This is a genomic window from Micromonospora sp. WMMD736, assembly GCF_049179015.1.
In the GTDB taxonomy this organism is placed as follows: Bacteria; Actinomycetota; Actinomycetes; order Mycobacteriales; family Micromonosporaceae; genus Micromonospora.
The window spans coordinates 1-2,497 of record NZ_JBMHMI010000143.1 but is presented as its reverse complement, the minus strand read 5'-3'; the positions used below and the strand labels follow the sequence as shown (position 1 = coordinate 2,497).

The 2,497-nt window shown below is 61.8% G+C and carries 2 protein-coding genes; both read right to left on the bottom strand.

The annotated features are described in order from the left end of the window. Positions 1–1,571, bottom strand: a 1,571-nt coding sequence (locus ACN269_RS34800) for an AMP-binding protein (protein WP_421477596.1), incomplete at its 3' end; no start/stop codon positions are given. A 2-nt stretch (positions 1,572–1,573) separates the two neighbouring features. Next, positions 1,574–2,497 (bottom strand): cytochrome P450 (locus tag ACN269_RS34795; protein WP_421477594.1); only part of this gene is annotated, 924 nt, incomplete at its 5' end.

The following is a 2,497-nucleotide window of genomic DNA, read 5'->3' as shown; positions in this document are numbered from 1 at the left end:
CACGCCCCGTGGTTTCCTCGGTCTCTGAGCTTGAATTTCTGGACGCGGTTGAGCGGATTGACCGGCAACTCGTCGATGAAGTCGACGTATCGGGGAACGGCGAAATAGGGCAGCTCCTCTGTGAGGAACTCGAATAGCTCTGATGGGGAGAAGGTTTCACCCGTCACCATCGCAATCCACACCTTCAGATCGTCCTCACCCAGATCTGCTGCGACAGCATGGGCCGCGACAGCGCGGATCTTGGGGTGTTTGCCGATCGCCGCCTCGACCTCGACGCAGGAAATGTTTTCGCCTCGCCGGCGCACGGCGTCACGCTTGCGGTCGAAGTACACCAACGTGCCGTCGGGTTCACGGACAGCCATGTCCCCGGTGTGATGCCACAGGTCGCGGCTGGCTTCAACGGTCGCTTCTGCGTTGTGCCAGTACCCGTCGAACATGACCATCGGTTCAGTTGGTCGGATGACGATCTCACCGGGTTGACCGTCCGGGACCGGCACCTCCTGGTCGTCGACAAGGCGCACGTCTATCCAGGGTGCCGGCTTGCCAAGTCTGCCCGGACGGGTGCCATGCGCCTCGACAGTGTTCAGCGTGATGGGGTTACATTCCGTCTGTCCGTAGACTTCGCTGACGACGTCGACTCCGAATCGATTGCGGAAGCTTCGTTGCGCCTCGGGCGGCATGGGAACGAAGATCGCGGTCCTCAGTTCGTGCGCGGTGTCTTCGGGGCTGGGTGGAGTCGACAGGATGGTCATGCCCATCGGGCCGACCCCGAAGGCGGCCGTCGCCTTGGCGTCGCGGCACTGCCCGATAAACCCGCTGGCACTGAACGCAGGCAGGAATGTGGTGGGGAGGCCGCCCTGGAGTGCGGCCATCAGTGTCATGCCCTGCCCGGCGATGTGAAACAGAGGCAGCGCAGTGATCAAGCGCTCATCGGGTTGATACCAACCACTTTCGAACCAGCCGCGGGGCAGTGCCGTGTAGTAGCCCTGGCTCAGAACGCAACCTTTCGGGAGGCCGGTCGTTCCCGATGTGTACATGATGGCCATCGTGTCGCGCGGCTGCAGTGCTGGCGGCGCGAAGTGCTCTGTGCTCGTCCGGAGTTCGTCGAAGGGAATGGTGTCAGTTGTGTCCGTGGCGTCGACGCCGACAACCTCAGTTAGTTCGGGCAGCTCGCACCGCACCGACGAAGTCTGGCTGAGTCCTGTTGCGTCGGTGATGATGCACCGGGCCTGCGAGTCGGCCAGCTGATGACGGAGGAAGTCGCCCTTCAAGTACGGGTTGATAGGCACTTGAATGGCACCGAGCTTCGCGAGCGCCAACACAGATAGCAGCGCTTCATCGCAGGTCGGCAGCATTACCGCCACTCGATCCGATGGATTGATTCCACGACCCTGTAGTCCTGCGGCCAGCGCGTCGGTGATGGCGTCTACCTGTCCGAACGTGAGCCACTCAGTGGTGCACTTGAAGAAGGGCCGATCCGGCTGGGCAGTGGCCCAGTGGTGCAGACGCGCCGGGACGGTGCGTGAACGATGAATCTCGGCGAGTTGCTCGGGCTGCCAGGCAGAGATCAAGGTCAGCTGCCTCCGTACCGTCGACCACGTGGAAAGGCAGCATGAAGATGCGAGATTCCACGTGTCACGCTGGCATAGCGATCGGGCTGTTTGACAATGCGATACTCGCCCAAGCGAGGCAGCGCTTCTTCGAGCAGCACCCGCAGCTCCATTCGGGCCAAGTTTGCGCCCAAGCAGCGATGCTCTCCGACACCGAAGGCGAAGTGCCGGTTCGGCGTCCGGGACAGATCGACTGTGTCAGGATCGTTGAACTCAGCGGGATCATGGTTGGCCGCCATCCAGCAAAGCTGCACCCGATCGCCCTCCGCGATCGCCTGCCCGTGTACCGATGTCGACGAAACGGCTGTACGAAACAGCGAGGGCAGCGGAGTCAGGTAGCGCAGCAGTTCCTCGACGGCGGCGGGGATGCGGTCTGGCTCCTCGACCAAGAGCCGCCGTTGTTCGGGATGTTCAGCGAGATAGTAGAGCATATGTGAGCCGCTGTTGGTCGTGGTGTCGAGGCCGCCGGTCATCAGCATGATCATGGTCAAGATGAACTGCGTCTTGTCCATGGGTTTGCCGTCGATCTCCAAACCGATCAACAGCGACGGGATGTCGTCGCCGAGGGCGTCACGGCGCACTTCGTACAAGTGGTCGAAGTAGCCCATTGCCGAGCCGATCGCCTCGAGATCCTCGCCGCCAGAGGCCAGTAACCTCACGGCCCACTCCTGAAATCTGTCTCGGTCTTCTAGCGGAATGCCGAGCACTGGTGTGTTTACGATGGCGGGTAATGGAATTGTCAACTGTTGCGCTAGGTCAGCCTCACCACCTTCGATAAATCCGTCGATGAGACGGTTGACGACTTCACGAGCGTGTGGAGCGCACTCGGCCGCTGCCGCCGGCGTGAATCGGGATATGAGTGGCCGACGGTACTGGCCGTGAATCGG